Here is a 17685-nt window from a genome sequence, read left to right as displayed (position 1 = left end):
TTCTATGATTAACAAACGGCAGGCTTTTATATATTCCCTTTATTTATATATTCCCTTTATAAATCCACTCACAAATTTTAAAAACGGTACCTCCCATCAGAGATACCGCTTTCTCCTTACATCCCAATTTCTTTCAAATATCTCCGCAGCGCATCCTGCCAGGTCGGAAGCGGTGTAAAGCCGTTTTTCACCAGCTTGCTCTTATCCAGTCTGGAATTGAACGGGCGTTTTGCTTTGGACAGACCATATTCTGCTGTTGTCACCGGCAGTACAGTCAGTCTGTCTTCGGAATACTCTGTATGTCCCAGCTCCACTGCCTGTCTGAAAATTTCTTTTGTAAAATCGTACCAGCTGATGTAGCCGCCCTCGTTGGTCACATGATAATACCCATATTTGTCAGTTTCGATCATATCTACCAGCAGGCGCGCCAGATCATAAGTGTAGGTCGGTGTGCCTACCTGATCGGATACAACTTTCAGCGTATCGTGGGTCTTGCCGACATTTAACATCGTTTTAATGAAGTTTTTGCCGTTGACGCCGAATACCCATGCAATCCGGACGATAAAATACTTGTCCAGAGTCTCCGAAACCGCAAGCTCGCCTTCCAGCTTCGTCTGTCCGTAAACGTTTAACGGCTGGTAGGTTTTGCAGTCCGGATCCCAGGGCTCGGTACCCTGTCCGTCAAATACGTAGTCGGTGGAAAGGTAGACCATCTTGCAGTCCAGCTTCTTACATACCTCTGCGATATTCTTCGTGCCGCCGGCATTGATGCTGCGAACCTTGTCCACCTTATCGTCATCCTCTGCCAAATCCACTGCAGTCCATGCCGCGCAGTGCACGACAGCATCCGGCTTTACCTCCTGTAAAACCGTTTCTACCGCTGCTGCATCGGTGATATCCATCGATACATAAGGCATCTTTGTTACGGCACTGCCGTCTGCAATCCCGCTGTATTCTGCTGCCAGATCCGAGCCAACACCCTCGTGGCCGCGTTTGGCAAGCTCATTCATCACATCATGTCCAAGCTGTCCGGCTACGCCGGTTACCAATACTTTCATTGTAAGTCCTCCGATTATTCTTGCTATCTATAACTATATCATTTTTTCTGAATCAGGCAACGCCTTTTGTAAAAAGCAATGCCAAAGCACGATACCTGATCATAACGATCTTCCAACGTTTTTGCATACATTCTGTCATCGATCTGCATCACAGCTTTTTCGCATTCCTGCTCCAGATCTGTCAGCCGCTTTGCATATTTTACTTCAAAAAGCTCCCGGTCCTTCTCTACGATTCACACCAGGTGCTTGGGCACACCGCCGGCATATTTTTCGATTTTATTTTTTTCCCGTTCCCGGATTTTGTCGGCAAGCTCCTGAATGCGGTTTGTGATCCACATGTTTGCGGTTGTATTTTCGGAATAATCCGCCTCGGCATACATGTCAACTCTTCCGTCTGCACGCATCTGTTCTACCTGCTTCATGGCAGCGACGTCGCCCTTTGGATAAATGGCAAAGGTGGAACCGCCGTTTTGATGTACAAGGGAAAAGGCCGGGATATCGCTTGGTCCGTCTGCTATGTAGATCATATTTTCAAATTTCACACGCCGCAGCTCCTGGGGAATCTTGGAATTGACATCGATGCCGTCAATCTTTCCAATTCCTTTATTGATTTCAAAAATCGCACGCGTTTTCGTCGTATTATCGATCGTATAAACGATTTCGTTGATGAGCGGCTGATTATCTGCATCCGGCGCTTCCATCAGTTCGCAGCCCCAGACATCATCCACATAATTCATCAGCTCCATTCCTCGGATTACCTCTGCAAACCCGGTGCTGACAATATAATGCTCTACCTGAATATCATATTCCGAATAACTCGCATCATTTCGGAACATGTTTTTTGTTTTCCGGAAAAATTCCAGCGTCCCCGGATAAAGCTTCTGCAGCTTTCCAAAAGAGCGAAGCTTTGCATTATTTAAGCCCGGAAAAATCCCCTCATGGGCACATTTGATAAAATAATTCAGATAATAGGTGTCGCGATTGACCCGCACGCCGGTTTTCTGGTATTCATCCAGGATTTTATTTTCATCCGCCCAGAACTGCTTCGTCTCAACGCCATATTCTGCAAACATCGGATCCTGCATATATCCGTCGATCAGCGTCTTATCGCAGTCCCAGATCACTGCAATCACATTCTTCATAGGCATAATTCCTCTTGCTTCGCACATTTACTTCCAACAATAGAATGCACGCTCTGCGAGCATTCTATTGTCATGAATAAATCTCTTTTACCAGCCCTGTTTCGAACGGAATCTGTACCGCAGTCGGACCAAAGGCATACCCTGCGATATCATAACGGTTAAAGATCACCACCAGCTCATTGTCGGTCAGATACCACTGAATATTGTCGATATCGGACGCTGTCCCTGCAGTATCCGAAATTTCCTCCCTGTCTGCAGCTGTCATGCCGCTGTCTTCCAAATCCTCTTCGGCTGAAAATCCGTAAAACATTCCCTTGACAGTATCCTCGTAGTCTTCAAAGAACATAAAATCCTCATGCTCTTCCTGAAAAGCCTTCAGAGTGTCCAGAACCTGTGCATACAGGCTGTCGTAATCCTCTGTCACATCCCGCAGCGTCAGCCTTTTGCCAGTCTTTGTATCATAATTGTAGCTATTATAAACGACGTTCGGATGTGCACCTCCAAGATAGGAATAATCTGTGGTTACATAGCTGAAGATCCTGTCATCCCCACGCTTCATGGAAATGGTGTCCTCGATGGCATATAAAGAGCCAGTTGTTTCCCAATCGCTGTCTTCCAGGAAGGCCTGCATATCTCCCCATGCTTCCTGCGCCAGCTCATAGGTATCTGCGCTCTGCTGATCCAGCACCTTCTGCAGTGCATCATAGCCGCTGTCTTCGATGGTGGCTTTCTGAACGCTAATTGTGACCAGGACCTCTCCTGCATCGTTTTTCTTTTCTTCCTTCTGATCCTCTACCGTTACCTTGATGTCGGTATTCTCATTTGACGCTGTAATTTCTGTATCCGGGTCTTCTGCAACCAAAATCTCTGCGTCTGTCGCTGCATTCTCCGTGCTTTCCGTTGTATTTCCGGCAATCTCTGATACAGTTTCTACCGCACTTGTTTCTCTATCCGCTGCTGTTTCTACCGTACTTGTTTCTTCATCCGCTGCTGTTTCTGCTGCTCCCTGCATATCTTTTGCAGGGCTGCCGCATGCTGTCATGCTAATGGCCATCGCTGCTGCAAGCATAACCGCTGTCACTTTTTCAGATATAACTATTTTCTTTTTCATTATAATTTCTCCTCAATCTACAAAACAACGCAAACGCGCCCAATTACCAGTTTGTACCGTCTTGTTCGCTGCTGCACATTTTACCTCAAAAAATATGTGCAATTGCCGTGTGTCAGCATTATTATACCGTATTCGAGGAACCGCTTTTCTTAACTTTTCTTAACTTTTCTTAAATAATTCTTCCCTTTCCATCTATCAACACCCAACCGTCCCAGAGCCTTTTCATCTCCTCCGGCACGATATTCTGGCTGTTTTTATGCTTTGACGGACGGATCATCACCTTATCCGGGCTCGGATTGAGCCGCGCTCCCCAGAAGCTGAAGGTGGAGTTTGCGCAGATATTATGGTTGCAGCAGCTCATCAGCTGCATATCAAACAGGCTGTTTTTCCCTGTATTCCAATCCACGACGGTAAACTCTTTTCCGGGATAGGCATTTTTCACATATGCAGAGTCATCTGAAAAAACATAGAAATGTGCGTCCGGTGTCTGCTCCTTTATATACGAAATCGCCGCTTCATAATAAGCATCCGTGCAGATCCCGCCGAACATCTCTGCATTCTGTGCATCCAGATAATCCCCGCGGCGGATATGGATGCTTACAGAGGTTTCCTGGTTCATGCGCTCCATCGTTTCTTTATTTTTCGCGGCAGCCTCTAAATCCCAGCCTTCGCCTTTTTCCGGATCTGGAAAATGAATCTGGCTGCGCAGCATCGGCAAAATATCCGCATAATAAGCCTCGCATGCCCAGAAACCGCTTAAATAAGCGTCCTCCAGATCAAAGATTTCCGGATGGTACATATCGCTTTCCGTAAAATGCTGGTTGCTGCCCCCAAGCAGCTTCTTTTTCAGTTTTCCGACCAAATTATTTTTTCCAAGAATTGCCTGCTTTTCTTCCTGTGTGCAATATTTTGCAGGAAGATTTTCAAACCAGGACAACTCCAGCTTCCGGCTTGCAAGCACCTTTGTCTGCCGATCTTTGTCGAGAAACCAGGAAACATCCAGTCTGGCATCTTTTCCCAAAGACTCCAGCTTCCGGTACAACGCATACTGCTGCATCTGGTTTCCCAGTCCGCCCATCACCTCTACGATTATCATGACCGTTTCCGCCTCCCTTTTACCATTCCGTACAAATATTTAAATTCCTCCGTCCTGCCGAACACGATCAGAAAAATTCCATTAAAGACAACCGTAATGATCACGATCATCAGCGCAAATTTTGCAATCGTCACCTGCGGCATCAGCAGATTCTGCAGCGGAATGAGCACTGCCAGCGCAGCTCCGATGACGAGCAGATATTTGATGGACTCCTGAAAATAGGAAACCGCACTTTTTTCAAAACAAACCCGATAAATAATGATCGGTTTTGTGATATTTGCAATCAGTCCGGATACGACGGTTCCGATAAACACGCCCGCCAGACCGATTTTAAACACCAGAGCGATCGACACCACCAGATTGACGATACCCTGAAGGATGGACAGATATTTGTCCTGTTCAAAAACGCCAGCCGCCGTTTTGAAATTCGAAAGCACGACGCGCTCCCCCTTAAAGAAATAATCCGTCAGATACCAGGCGATAATCGAGGTCGCCAACACGCGATCCGCTCCGACGTAGAGCTCCACAAGCGGGGACAGGAGCAGGAAAAATCCGACCGCTGAAAATCCGTATACCCAGATCGCGAAAAAACGATACACCAGAAACAGCTGAAACTGCTTTTCCCTGCTCTCCGTCGCGATCAGATTTCCAAAGCTGGAAATGACGGAGTTGAAAATCAGGTTTACATAACCCGAAACGGAATTGACGATCATCTTGTAGGTTCCGATCAGACCGACCCAGACGACACCCAGACAGGACGAAATAATGATCGCATCCGTCTGCAGACGCGCCATATCCCCGATCCGGTGCAGCATCAGCGCCTTCGTCTTATCCACCACCGCTCCGGTTTCTTCTTTTGTCAGCGGTTCCACATTTTTTTCCAGCAAAAGCGGATATTTGCGGTTCAGATAGCAGCTGATAAAAATCTTCTGTCCGAGGGACACGGCGACCTGGATCAGCAGGTATAACAGGTAGTTTGGCAGTACCAGCAGTCCCAGAAGCTGCAGCACCACGGAAACCGCTTTGCTGATGGCATCCGCGTTCGTCTGGATATAGTTTTTCTGCTCCGCATTGGCAAGACTGTATTTATATGCAACAAAATACGTTGTCACCGTGTTGAACAGAAACAGCAGATAGTAAACCCGCAGCTGCCTTAGGGTCAGATAATCTGCATTTTTGACAATCCAGGGTAAAAACGGTACCAGTGCAAGTCCGATGACAGCAATCACGATGGCAATGGTGCGGTACGCTTTTTTATACAGCTGCATGTAGGATTTGATTTTTTCCCGCTCGCCCCGCGCTACCGGACCGTACAGGCTGTAGTTTAAAGCCGTTCCGACGCCAAGCTCCGCAAGGGAAAGCATCGTCAGAATTTCGCTATAGAGATCCTGCACGCCCAGAAGCGTGTCGCCCAGATGGGTGATAAACACCTGCCGCAGGATAAAATTGAGCAGCGTCGTTGCCCCGCTCCCTAAAAAGCCGAATATTATATTTCTGGTCGCATATCTGACTCTTCCCATGTTTTTTCGTCCTGTTCTCCTGATATTCCTGCCAAACTGTTTGATCGAACTTGTCCTGTGATAGGGCATAAGGATCATTCTGCCCTATCGTTATTCTCTTCCCTGAAAAGCTGCACTGCCAGAAAGGCCAGCGCGCTGCCGCTGCCCCAGGGATAGGTTCCGTATACCTGCGGATATTCCGCAAAGCCCTTGCATTCGCCGGAGCAGTCTGTGACACGCCCATCACGGATGCTCGTCTGCATGATAGCTGCCAGACGGCTCAGTGCAGGGCTCCACTGCTCTGAACGCTGCACAGCTGCAGTCTCTGCTGCCAGCCAGGCCCCATATCCGATCATCCCCTCTGCTGAGGTATCCCGGTGTCCCTCCCGTGCCTGTAGCTGCCAGGAAAATCCACCGTCTGCGCGCTGCCATACAAAAATGCTGTCAAGGAGCTGTTGTTGCAGTAAAAGCAGACGATTGCAGCCCTCCCGGGCAACAGACTGGGAGGACGGCTGCGCTGCTGACTGCTCTGCCTGCAGCTTGTTCGCCTGTTCTGCTCCTGCAGGCTGCTCCGCCTGCAGCTTGTTCGTCTGTTCTGCTCCTGCAGGCTGCTCTGAAATCCACAAAATGCTCTGCGACAATCCAAGCAGCATCCAACCGCAGGCTCTTCCCCAGCCGATTATTCCGTATTTCGTGCCGTTCTTTTCATCATAGCCATGATAGGGCAGACCGGTTTTTTCATCCATCCCCTTTTGGAAAAAGAGCTCCAGCTGACGGATTCCGAGGTTTAACAGCTCTTTATCCTGTTTCTGAACACCGTAACGACAGGCAAAGGGACAAAGCATCCCAAGGGTATCTGCAAACAGCCAGTCCGGATGCTGGCTCCGGTACGCAAGGATGCCGTCCGCAGTTTTTTTCGCTGCTTTGATCCAGCCTGCGCAAATGTCCGCCCCTTCCCGGCAGATCCAGAGCGCTTCCAGAGATTCTGCATCTTCCCTTTTTTCCCTCGTCAAAATCTCTTCTGTCCACAGGGCAACGCTTCCATTCATCACATGATCCACATGAGAGATGGGATATCCGCTGTTTTTCCACCGTCTGAGATAGGAAAACACACTGCTTAACGCAGTCTTGTCCTTTGTCTGCTCATATGCCTGCAACAGCCCCATCGCAAGAAGCGCCTGAGGCCAGGAATAACGCTCTACCTTTTCCGGCGTCATGCCCGGGATGCAGGTCTTGATCCACTGTTTGATTTTCTGTTTGGTGGTCACCACCGGATAAGTATCCAGCATCGCTGCTGCCGGTTTTATCATTTCCTGTATCTGGCTCACAATTTTCCCTCCCTCTGTTTTTTATGAACTGCCTGCACGGCTGCATTGTATTTCACGCAACTGCTTCTGATTTTTTACGCTTTCACAGCTCTCTCAACAGGTTTTCTGCTTCTTTTGCCTTTTTGCAATAGTCCGGCATGATCTGCTGCAGGTGTGCTTTCTGTGCCTGTGCATTTTGATACAGCCAGTCAAATGCGTTGACGAGGTCTTCTTTTTTGGCGAGTGCCTGCACCGGCAGGACATAGCCCTCGTCCGTTCCAAATAAATCCTTTGCGATTCCACGAGCCTTGATCGAATAGCCGACTACCAGCGTCGGCACGCAGGAGGAATATGCCGCGATTGTCGCATGGGTCCGGGCTCCGATAAACATCTCGCAGCGGCTGATATAGCCCTTTAATTCCGGAGCGGACCCATCCGGCAGCTCGATCACACGTCCGGTCGATGCAAAGGCTTCATAAAGCTGCCGGATCGGTTTTCTGTCATCATTGCTTTCCCACACCACATGGGGAATCAGCGCAATATGCAGATCGGTCGTTTCTAAAATATGAGAAATCAACGCTTTATAGTTCTGCATCGTAATGCCCGGAGTCTTTTCATTGTCCACAATCATCGGACTGATGTTCAGGCCCAGCATCTTTCCGGGAGCCCAGCCCTCCGGCAGGGGAGCCAGCTTTGTTTCCAGTAAAAAAGCAGAGTCCGGATATAAATGGATATTTTTGTCAATTCCGGCTTCCTGCAGTGCTGCAAAGGTCAGGCTTTCCCGCGCGACGATCGCGTCATAGCGCTTCATATCCTCCATGATTTCCGGACGTTTTAACAACTCCGGCTCGATAGAGCAGCCATATAAAACCGTTTTAGCGCCCTGCTTGTGGAACATGCGGTTTGCGGAAATTAGCCGGTCGAGCATGTTGTCATAGCAATAATTATCCCCGCCGATGGAAATATTCAGACGGTGCAGATTTTTCCCGCAAATGTCCTGATACCGGTATTCCATGAAGCAGTCCGGGTCGTGTAAAAGCTTTCGCTTCAAATAGTACCAGGTATGCACGAATACATTCTTTTCGATGCTTTTTTCCTGTACAAAGCTACTGCAAAGCTCCTTCAGGGAATAGGTTTCATCCTCCTTCGGGCGGTTCGTCATCAGAATCGCCGGTTTTGGAAGCATCCGGCAAAGACTGTTGACAATCGCCTCGCAGCCGTGGTTGCCGCTTCCCGCATGCATATATAAAACAATTTTATCGTCTTTCATGATTCCTCTCATTCTGCTTTTGCGTCATCCAAAAGCAATTCGATCCATCGGCATCCGGTTCTTATTTTCAACCTGTAACTGTTCAGTACCCCCACAGTTACGCGCAAAAATCCATTCCAAATCGGCTATGCCGATAGGATTTTTGCCTTCTAGTCTAAGTTTTCTTACGGTCAGCGCAGTAAATGCGCAGACCTACGGAACAGTTACTTCAACCTTTCCAATGATGATACAGCGCAAGATACAACGCCGGACAGGCGGTGAACAGCATCGTTTTTATCCGATAGCCCTTCGGCAGCTCCTCTTTTGCCCCGGAAGCAGCAAGTCCTTTCTGGACAGCACTGTGGCACTGTACGACTTCCGTCTGGTATTTTTTCCGTTCAGCACCGGACAGGCGCGCAATTTTTCCGGCAGCCAGCATCGCAGAAACCGCCAGAATACTGTATACCCGCCCCTTCTGGGACGGAAACTCTTTTTCCACAAGCCTGCAAGCAAGCTCCCAGCTTTTGATTTCATCCATGTAGCTCGGTTTAAAGGGCTTGAGCATCGCGCCCTGCTCGTTAATCCGGTAAAAATAGCCGCGATACTCTGTGATGCTCACGCTGGAAATCTGCATCAGCAAATCCATCAGAAACATCATATCCTCACCGATGCTCAAGTCTTCCCGGAAACGGATTTGTCCAATCGCACTGCGGCGGTATAACACGCTCCAGCAACGGGTATTTCCGCGCAGGAGATAGTCCGAAACATATTCTGAGCGATTGTATACACGGACGCCCTCCGCACGAACTGCGCGTTGTTGAGAAACGGCTTCTGCCCCGGCTTTTTCTGTGCCGTCTGCACGCAGCACTTTTTTGGCCCGAGCAGTATTTTTCTCCCGCTCTACATCCGTTTTTAGCAGCTCCTCTGACCGGTTATAAATTCCGTCCGGTCTACCATTCCATCTATAGTAATCACAGACCGCAAGGTCGCTTTCTGTCTGCCCCAGCGTCGCCCGAAGCACAGAGAGCATCTGCGGATCCAGCTTATCGTCCGCATCGACAAACATGATAAATTCTCCTTGCGCTTTTTCCAGTCCCTCGTTACGTGCTGCGGATACGCCGTTTTTCTGACGCAAAATCGGTAAAATCCTCGAATCCTCTTCCGCCAGCTTAAACACCAGCTCCGTCGTTCCGTCCGTCGAATGATCGTCCAGCACCAGAAGCTCCCAGTTCGTATCCGTCTGCTGCCGAATGCTTTCGATACATTCCCCGATCCAGGAAACGCCGTTGTAAACCGGCATGATAATACTGATCCGTCCCTGCTTTTTTGATTCCATACAACTCTCCATTCAGCGCTGCCGCTTACTGTTTGCCCACAAAAGAAAATGGACAAGCTGCATCATTGCCGTATTTTCCGGATGCGCCAGCACCTGATACATCAGCTTATTTTCCGTAACAGTCGGAGTAAGCGGCATTCTTTTGACCGCTTCCTGCAGCTCTGTTTCCCCGCATTCCTTCTGCAGCCGCCCTTTCCAGCCTTCCCGTCCGTTTCTCGCCTCGTTCTTGATTTCCAGAAACATCAGAAGCTGCAGCTCCCGATCCGCCTGTTTTTGGGCGTTCGGCGCATGCTTGTCTGCAAGGATTTGGCGAACAATTTTATCCAGACTGCGGATATTTTCATACATTCCGGCATCATAACTGTGCACCATCGACTCCCGCAAAAACAGGTAGTGATACCACGCTGCGCCCTCCATGACCACAATCCGCTGCGCATCCAGAAGCGCCGGAAGGGTGATGACCATATCCTCGCCCATTCGAATGGACGGGTCACAGTATTTCATATTTTCAACAATTAAAGTACGGGAAAAAAGCTTCATGCAGCGGGACAATGTGATCGGGCGTTTTTCCTGCCCCAGAAGTTTTCCGTGAATCCGATCCTGCAGGCTGCGCCCCGTATAAATGCCCGGCTCCATCGCCTGATAAATTTCGATGCTGCGGTTTCTTTCCTCCTGTACATAATTGCCGCAGATGATCTCTTTTCCACAGTCGGACGAAAAATCCAGCATTTTTTCCACCATGCAGGCGTCAATCCAGTCGTCACTGTCCACAAAACACAGATAATCGCCGGTGCTCATCGACACGCCAGCCATCCACGCGGACACCAGACCGCCGTTTTCCTTATGCAAAACGCGAATTCGGTCGTCCCTCTGCGCCCAGTCGTCACATAATGCCGGGCAGTCGTCCGGCGAACCGTCGTCCACCAGAATAATTTCCAGATTTTTATAGGTCTGACCCGTGATGCTCTGCACACAGCGCGCCAGCCACTCCAACGTCCGGTAAACCGGAACGATCACACTTACCTTTTTTTCCATGCAACATTAGTCCTCTTTTCTCAATTTCTCGTAATAGCTGACCAGTTGGTTTACATAATTATCTATCGCATAATACTCCTGCACCCGCATCCGCGCTTTTGTACCAATTTCGCGGCGCAAATTTTCATCCAAAAGCAGTTCTTCCAGCGCCTCTGTCAGCATCCGGCTGTTTTTTGCCTCTACCATCACGCCGCAGCCGTCTTTTCCGGTCGGCAGACTGTTCCATTCCGGCTCCCCGAGGGTCTGCGGAATCCCGCCAACTGCAGTCGTCAGGCTGCACATTCCCGCCGCCATCGCCTCTAACAGAGAAACCGGCTGTCCTTCAAACCACGTCGGCAGGACAAAAATACTGCTCTGCTCAAACAGCTCGGTGCGCTGCTTTGCAGATACCCAGCCGGGGCATTCGACAATTCCCTGCGCCTCCAGTTTTTTTGCTTTCTTTTGCAGCTCCTCCGTCCCGTTTTCCCAGAAGCCGCCCAACACCAAATGAAAATCCGGGTGCTTCTTCCAAACCGCCTCTACACAGTCCAACAGCTCGTCCACTCCCTTTTCCGGACAAAGCCGTCCCAAAAAGACCGCCGTATGGCTGCTATAATCTGTTTTCGGCATTTTCGGAACCGGAACCGCATTCTGCAGGACATGGATTTTGTCCCGATCCACCATGTCTGCGAAAAAATCTTTCCAGACATCCGTCAGCACCAAAAACAAATCCGCACGGTTTAACATTTTTTTGATATACGCCTGTCGTTTCGCGCTGCATCGTTTATAATAAAAGCCCTGAAAATCTCCGCCGTGCTCGTGAATCACAACCTTTTTGTGGAACCAGAGGGCGATCTGCATAAAAATCAGCTTCCGGTAGCAGCTCGCATCCGCCGCCATATTCAGATGGACGATGTCTGCTTTCGGCAGCACAGTGACAAATTTCAACAGCGCCTGAACACCTTTTAACAGCTTCGCAGCCGTGCTTCCGTCCACCATTGTCCCGATATAGGTCAGGTCAATACGCTGATCGAGTCCCGCCTCGTACAGGTTATTGACCACCGCAGATACGCCGCCCTTTACGCTGCGGTCCGCACCAAGCATTACAACTTTCATACGTTTTCTCCCATTGCGCCAGTGATTTTATGCGCGGTTTGCTGTACCCTATTTCATGATGTTATGCTGCTTCTACTGCATAAGTTTCAGCGTTTTCGTTTCAACACATGGCGTTCCAGTAAAAACCACGACGCGCACGCCAACGCAAGAAATCCTGCCACATACAAAAGAAACAGCGGAATGTGATGCATCTTTTTCGGCAGATTCCAGTAAAATACCAGATTGATCAACGGCCAGTGGTATAAAAATATTCCATAGGACAAATCATTTTTCAGGCGATGCTTTTTCCAGCCATAGGCGCAGGCAAGCACAACCACCGGGAGCAAAAGGCTCGTCACAAGGTCCGCATAATATCCCGGAAGCTTCCAGCCAAAGGTCTGCCAGCACACTTTATAGCAGATAAATACAATCAGCAGAATAAACCATTTTCCTGTCAGTTTTTGTAAAATTGTCTCTTTAAAATGCCACAGATATAGCCCTGCAAAAAACCAGACCAGATACGGCAGGAAGCTTCGATCCAGCAGGGAAGCTGCCGCGCCGGGAAGCGCTCCCGAATTCTTTAAAAGGCCGCAGGCGAGATTTAACAGCGCAGTCAGCACCAAGAGGACATGCCAGGTACGGTCTTTCCAGGCAAGACACCGTTTCCAGACCACCGCAACCAGAACGTACAGCTGAATTTCCACCATCAGCGCCCAAAGCGTCCCGTTGATGCTTTCTATCGCAAACGCCTGCAAAAAGGACGGCGTATAGGCCAGACCGACGCCCTGTACAACTGCCCAGGTCAGCAGATCTTTCCCATGCCCCGAAACGACGCCGGGAAGCAAAGAGAGCATCCCCATCGTCAGCACAATGTTGACCCATAGCGCCGGATACAACCGCAGAATCCGTTTTTGGGCAAATATTTTTCGGTTTTGTGTCCGCATCAGTGTCTCTCCCATCAGAAATCCGCTGATGCTAAAGAGAATAATCAGGCCGGGGAACAGTGTCAGCGCTCTTTTAAAGCCAAGCAGCAGTCCATCCCCCGGTCCGTCTTTTCCATATGTGAGCATTGTCAGATTCAGATAATGCGTGATCGCAATCTGCAGCGCCGCAAACAGGCGGAGAATATCCAGACTGTTCTCTGCAAAAACAAACTGCGTTGTATTTTTTCGTCCGGCTGCTCTTTCTGTCATCTCGCAGCCTCCTTTATGGTTGCAGCCTTCTCCTGTACTTCAGAGCAATTGCCAACCGTCGCTTTCCTCCCAAAGCTGCCATCCGCTGCTTTGGAACCGTGCTTCCAAAAAGCCCCCGGCAGCTGCCACCACCAGATTGCTTTCCCACCCAGCGGAAGCATTGCCGTCCAGTACGCTCCCAGCAAAAACAGGACATAATTGCGCGCCAGATAGACCGATACCGCATGCGCCTCGACTACCGTAAACAGCGCAAAGGACAGCACAAGGACAAAGCCCTGGGTATCCTTTATTGTTCTGCAGACACGCATCAGGAGAAACAGCAGCACCATACAGCATGCACCCGGAATGATTCCATACCAGAAAAACAGGCGCACATAACCCATATCGAAATATTCCACATAGTTCGGATCGCCGAACAGCTTCCAGTTTCTGAGCACGCCGCCGCCGTTTTCAAAGGCATAAATACTGGAAATACGCCCAGTCAGGATCCTGTCAATCTTGACCACCCAGTCCGGCATTAGTTCATACCAGTTGGAAATATGCGCTGCGTATAAAGAAAAGACAAAGCCTGCCGCAACCGCTGCCATTCCGCCGATATAGACAACGCTGCCTTCGCGGATTTTTGAGGACTTGTCCATCACAAACGCCAGCACCAGCGTTGCCGCCATGACAAGAAACGTCGTCCGCGTCATCGTCGCAGCGTAAACGCCAACTGTCAATACGCCGAGAAGCATCCAGTGCACCGGCTTCATTTTTTCATGGAACAGATAAATGCCGAGCGTCATCAACGCCCAGATCATAATCGCAAGCGCATTGCTGTTGCCGACGCCAAGACAAAGCCGCCTGCTGCCTTCTTTGATTCCATAGCCAGCGCCAGCGTCCCAAACCTCGCCCAAAACGCCCGCCAGCGAAAGCATCGCCAGCACTGCCATTCCGGTAAGCGTCACATAAAAAACAACCCGCAGTGCCTTTTTGTGGTCAATCCCTTTCATCGACGCAACAAACACAACCGCTCGAACCGCTTCATCCCGATCCGAGCCAAGATAACACAGCCCCGCAATGACTCCTGCCGCCAGCACAGCAAGCCATTCTTTTTTGGAATACTTCGTCACACAGAGCTTGCAGGCAAACAGCAGAAAGCTGACCCGGAACATTTGTCCTTCCAACGGATTGATCCACGAACTCTTGTCCAGGATGACAATCAGAAGCTCCAAAAGAAGCCCTGCATAAAAGCAGATCCTGCCGAACTGTTCTATTTTTCCATTTTTCGTATGTGCAATCTGCTCTGCCATGCTGTTCCTTTCCTGTGGACAACCCTCTCTGACCGCTCCTTCTGGATACCGGCCCCATCAGACCGTCAAACGGCTGTCCGCTCTAAAACCTCGGATACTGCGCATTCGTCCCCGCCCATTTGTGGAACGCAAACGGTGTGATCCCCTCAATCTCCGGAATCATCGTCTCATGCGCAAAATATTTTGCAACCTCCAACGGTGCAATCTTCATCCCTGCTGCCTCGATCAGATGATGATTCTTTACGCACAAAAAACCATCCTCATTCAGGGAACCGTGATCCGGCTCAAAGGGCAGATTTGCCTCCTTCGGGAAATTCACAAGCCTCCGGCTGCGGATTCCCACGCTGTTGCCAACCCGACACAGATTCCCATTGATGTCCCGGTATGTGATATCATCCTTCGGAATCGGCCACGGAGAACCGATATAATCATAATCCAGGAACTCATCCCGCCACATCTCCGGATGCACGATAAACCCATCCGCATGCACCACCATAACAAAATCCGTATGGATATAATCTCCCAGCTCATAAAGCATCTTATAATTAAAACAGTCAATATTCGTCAGCTTCGAGGTATGTGCATACCGAATACCCTTCGGCAAAAAGAAAGGCTTCCGATGCGTGATCAACACACAATCTCCAAAATCAATCTGACGCATGCTGTACTGCATCGCCTTGATCGTCTGCCGCACATTGACACTCGTCATCGCCATCAGCGTCACATTCGGAAGCTGCAGCCTGCCGTCTTTCCACTCCATAATAAATCCTCATTTCATCTCAAACCGCTGCCTGCGCTCCAACTGCCGCACAGACTGCTCATTTTCTACTATCATACTGCATCCGTCATACCAATGCAAGCAGGTCACAGTTCCCTTCGGAAACTGCGACTGCGCACTCTTGATTCACTTTCTCACGCCCCTACATCCAGGCAACAGCTCCGCAGGAGCGCCTTGCCGTCCTACACAAGGAGCGCCTTGCCGTCCGCATGAGAGGAGCGCCTTGCCGTCCTACACGCCACCCAGCAAACTCAGCCCTTGACCTTGACCTTTTCCCTTCCGCCTTACACAGCCAGGTCAGCCGCCGCGCGCTTTTTGCGCCGGCGCTGCCGTTCCCGATCCGCCGTATGCAGACCATAGAAAAGCGCCGGTACTTAGGAAGCGTCTTTTGCTTCCTTATGTACCCGCTGCGCTTTTCTTCTGAGCGAAAGCGCGTCTGCATGGCGGACGGGAACGACAGCGCCCGGTGCAAAACAGCACAGCGGCTGACCGTCCGGACCGTCACTTTGGCATAAACCCGTCCCGGATATCGCTTCCCCGTAACTTCGTCCTCTCAGCCATTACCCGATATGCCGTCGCCGGAAAAGCGTCATAACTGATATTCTCCTGCCCGCCTGCCGGATAATAAACTATCAGACCGCCTTCCATTTCAAACGACTCCACCTCTACGCTGTCATAATCCTGCTGTACAACCCAAGCCGGGTCTGTCAGATGCTGCTTTCCCCAAACCAGATCAAACAACACATAATAATCCCAGTACATACTCAAACTGAAAAAGATCGCTGCGCAAAGAAAACCTGACGCAATCCGCACCGGCCCCATCTGCATCGGACGCAGCCATTCGCCAAATGCCATTAACGGAAAAATCAACAGAAACGCAAGCCCGTACCGGATAAACGGAGCGAGGAAAAACCAGCCTGCAATGCCGCCTAAAACCGCTGCATACACAACGACACGATCCCAGCATAACTTTTCTTTCCGGATTCGTTTCCACACAACCGACAACACTGCTGAAATCCCGGCAACCATATTGGCAATCAAAAGCATCATCTCATAACGATCCTTTTCTCCCCACCAGACGGGAAACCATGCGCTCACAGGATCATTGATTTTCGTCACATCATACAGACAACGTCCCCAAACCTTGATCTGATCCGAATCATTCTGAAGATAAGAAGCAGGAATTTTCCAGTCTACGGAAAACAGATCAATTGCTGCAAACGGATAAATCAGCCATCCGGAAATCAGCACATTCCGCACCAGCCACGGCGCAAGCACAACACAGCCACAAAGCAGATAGATTCCGATCTTTTTCCATTCTTTTGACCGAATCAGACAAACCGCCGGATACAGTGCAAGAATGACGAGCATTCCAGCTGAGAGCTTAAAAGTTGTCACACAGACAACCGCAACACAAAGCAGTGCATACAGATCTGTTTTTTCCCCGACTTTACCCTCTTTTTCACAGGCAATCGACGTCCACAGCGTTACAATAAAAAATACCAGATACATCGTCCCGAAATCCGTTGCCGGAGACATAATCCGCTCTGACACAACAATTGCATACAATAAAATTCCAACTCTGCATCCATCCGCCAGATGACTTTTATGCCGGGCAAAATTCTTCAGACCGTACAGCGCCCAGATACACAGAAATGCCTGCAAAAAGCCATTGGTTCCATGCAACGACTGCCCTACCAGCCATTTCATAGAAAAGGCAGCCGCATACGCAAGATATGCACTGTTATAAGCAAAATGCTGCTGCAGATTGCCAAGCCCTTTTACAAGCCCATACTCCTCATACCACCGAATCGCCTGAGCATGATAAATTCCGGTATCCGTATGCTGCAGCCCTCTGGATGCAAAATAAGCTGTCATCACTGCAAAAATCAGATAAAGAACACCTTCCCAGGAAAGACATATCTTCTTCACCCGGCTCCAAATCACCAGAAGCTCTTTCCTGCACCAGTATGCACATGCTGCTGCCGCCGCCAGCAAAATCAAATGAGCAGCCATAAAAACCTTACCGAAAATGCTGACCGTCTGGGCATAAACAGTGATCGCCACGATCCCGGCAAGCTCAGTACCTGCCAGACCATAGACAATCTTCTTCCTGCCTGTCAACAAACCAATGCCTTTTAAAACACCAGCTCCGATGCAACTATTCACTATCCCAATATATCCCCATAAGATTAAGAGTTCTGCCACACCGCACCTCCATAATCAAATCTCAACCGCCAGACAGCGCACTCCTGAATCACTTTCTCACGTCCATGAACAGCCCGTGTTCATGGGCTGCTTGCACACAGGCAACAGCTCCAAAGGAGCGCCTTGCCGTCCTCCTGCCAGCTATGTTTCAGCAGCAAACTCAGCCCTTGACCTTGACCTTTTCCCTTCCGCCTTACACAGCCAGGTCAGCCGCCGCGCGCTTTTTGCGCCGGCGCTGCCGTTCCCGATCCGCCGTATGCAGACCATAGAAAAGCGTCGGTGCTTAGGATGCGTCTTTTGCATCCTT

15 protein-coding genes are annotated in these 17685 nt (G+C 49.7%); all 15 read right to left on the bottom strand.

What is annotated here, in order from left to right; genetic code table 11:
• Nucleotides 1–116: 116 nt before the first annotated feature.
• A complete protein-coding gene (gene rfbD, locus OCV62_RS02775; RefSeq protein WP_262585016.1) occupies nt 117–1058 on the bottom strand; it encodes a dTDP-4-dehydrorhamnose reductase in 942 nt (313 codons plus the stop codon).
• 38 nt (nt 1059–1096) lie between these two features.
• Complete coding sequence (locus OCV62_RS02770) at nt 1097–1291, bottom strand: PD-(D/E)XK nuclease domain-containing protein (protein ID WP_262585079.1); 195 nt, start codon at nt 1289–1291, stop codon at nt 1097–1099.
• Nucleotides 1292–2200, bottom strand: a complete 909-nt coding sequence (locus tag OCV62_RS02765) for an HAD family hydrolase (RefSeq protein ID WP_118495770.1) — start codon at nt 2198–2200, stop codon at nt 1292–1294.
• A 70-nt stretch (nt 2201–2270) separates the two neighbouring features.
• On the bottom strand, nt 2271–3311 hold the full coding sequence (locus tag OCV62_RS02760) for a DUF3298 and DUF4163 domain-containing protein (protein ID WP_262585015.1): 1041 nt from the start codon (nt 3309–3311) through the stop codon (nt 2271–2273).
• 169 nt (nt 3312–3480) lie between these two features.
• Nucleotides 3481–4407 (bottom strand): alpha-1,2-fucosyltransferase, encoded by a 927-nt coding sequence (locus OCV62_RS02755; RefSeq protein ID WP_262585014.1) that lies wholly within the window; start codon nt 4405–4407, stop codon nt 3481–3483.
• Nucleotides 4404–5927, bottom strand: coding sequence for a lipopolysaccharide biosynthesis protein (locus OCV62_RS02750; RefSeq protein ID WP_262585012.1), 1524 nt, complete (start codon nt 5925–5927; stop codon nt 4404–4406). The genes OCV62_RS02755 and OCV62_RS02750 overlap by 4 nt, the downstream gene beginning before the upstream one ends.
• A 74-nt stretch (nt 5928–6001) precedes the next feature.
• Nucleotides 6002–7234: a glycoside hydrolase family 88 protein gene (locus tag OCV62_RS02745; protein ID WP_262585010.1), complete on the bottom strand. Its 1233-nt coding sequence runs from the start codon at nt 7232–7234 to the stop codon at nt 6002–6004.
• A gap of 82 nt (nt 7235–7316) precedes the next feature.
• Nucleotides 7317–8483, bottom strand: coding sequence for a polysaccharide pyruvyl transferase family protein (locus OCV62_RS02740; protein ID WP_262585009.1), 1167 nt, complete (start codon nt 8481–8483; stop codon nt 7317–7319).
• A 208-nt stretch (nt 8484–8691) separates the two neighbouring features.
• A complete protein-coding gene (locus tag OCV62_RS02735) occupies nt 8692–9798 on the bottom strand; it encodes a glycosyltransferase family 2 protein (RefSeq protein WP_262585008.1) in 1107 nt (368 codons plus the stop codon).
• A 12-nt stretch (nt 9799–9810) separates the two neighbouring features.
• A complete protein-coding gene (locus OCV62_RS02730; RefSeq protein ID WP_262585007.1) occupies nt 9811–10833 on the bottom strand; it encodes a glycosyltransferase family 2 protein in 1023 nt (340 codons plus the stop codon).
• Nucleotides 10834–10839: 6 nt separating this feature from the next.
• Nucleotides 10840–11928 carry a glycosyltransferase family 4 protein gene (locus tag OCV62_RS02725; RefSeq protein ID WP_118495778.1) on the bottom strand — a complete coding sequence of 363 codons (1089 nt, stop codon included), beginning with the start codon at nt 11926–11928 and terminating at the stop codon, nt 10840–10842.
• A gap of 86 nt (nt 11929–12014) precedes the next feature.
• Nucleotides 12015–13100 (bottom strand): acyltransferase family protein, encoded by a 1086-nt coding sequence (locus OCV62_RS02720; protein WP_262585006.1) that lies wholly within the window; start codon nt 13098–13100, stop codon nt 12015–12017.
• Nucleotides 13097–14392 (bottom strand): hypothetical protein, encoded by a 1296-nt coding sequence (locus tag OCV62_RS02715; RefSeq protein WP_262585005.1) that lies wholly within the window; start codon nt 14390–14392, stop codon nt 13097–13099. Before OCV62_RS02715 ends, OCV62_RS02720 begins: the two co-directional genes overlap by 4 nt.
• Nucleotides 14393–14474: 82 nt before the next feature.
• Nucleotides 14475–15152, bottom strand: coding sequence for a DUF5672 family protein (locus OCV62_RS02710; RefSeq protein WP_118495781.1), 678 nt, complete (start codon nt 15150–15152; stop codon nt 14475–14477).
• Nucleotides 15153–15671: 519 nt separating this feature from the next.
• On the bottom strand, nt 15672–17378 hold the full coding sequence (locus tag OCV62_RS02705; RefSeq protein ID WP_262585004.1) for an LIC_10190 family membrane protein: 1707 nt from the start codon (nt 17376–17378) through the stop codon (nt 15672–15674).
• Nucleotides 17379–17685 lie beyond the last annotated feature (307 nt).

The organism is Gallintestinimicrobium propionicum, assembly GCF_025567525.1.
Lineage (GTDB): Bacteria > Bacillota > Clostridia > Lachnospirales > Lachnospiraceae > Gallintestinimicrobium > Gallintestinimicrobium propionicum.
Note: the sequence above shows the minus strand (reverse complement) of the source record. Positions and strands in the feature narration are given on the sequence as shown.